The following is a 512-nucleotide window of genomic DNA, read 5'->3' on the forward strand; positions in this document are numbered from 1 at the left end:
GCGCTAAACGGTCTTGTTGAACGTTTTAACCTTCAAGGTCAACGCCTTGGTGAGGTGGTTGCTGGTGCTGTTCTTAAGCACAGCCGTGACTTTAACATGACCCGTGAATGTGTACTAAACACTGCACTTGCACCAGAAACACCTGCTTACGATATTCAACAAGCATGTGGTACTGGCTTACAAGCAGCTTTCTTAGTTGCCAACAAAATCGCACTGGGCCAAATTGAAGTGGGTGTGGCTGGTGGTGTAGATACGACTTCTGATGCACCAATTGCGTTTGGTGATGGTTTACGTAAAGCATTGCTTGAACTCAACATTGCAAAAACGGGTAAAGACCGTTTAAAAGCTTTAACTAAAATCAACCTAAAAGACTTGATGGATGCGCCAAAAAATGGTGAGCCACGCACAGGTCTTTCTATGGGTGATCACCAAGCTATTACTGCGCTTGAATGGGGTATTGCACGTGAAGCACAAGACGAACTTGCTGCATCTTCACACCAAAAAATGGCTGC

Annotated in this window: 1 protein-coding gene; it reads left to right on the plus strand. The window is 45.1% G+C overall.

All coding sequences use genetic code 11. The annotated features are described in order from the left end of the window. Positions 1–512: thiolase family protein (locus ACVUH9_RS22280; RefSeq protein WP_475761028.1), on the plus strand; the 512-nt coding region annotated here is incomplete at both ends.

The organism is Patulibacter ginsengiterrae, from assembly GCF_056269115.1.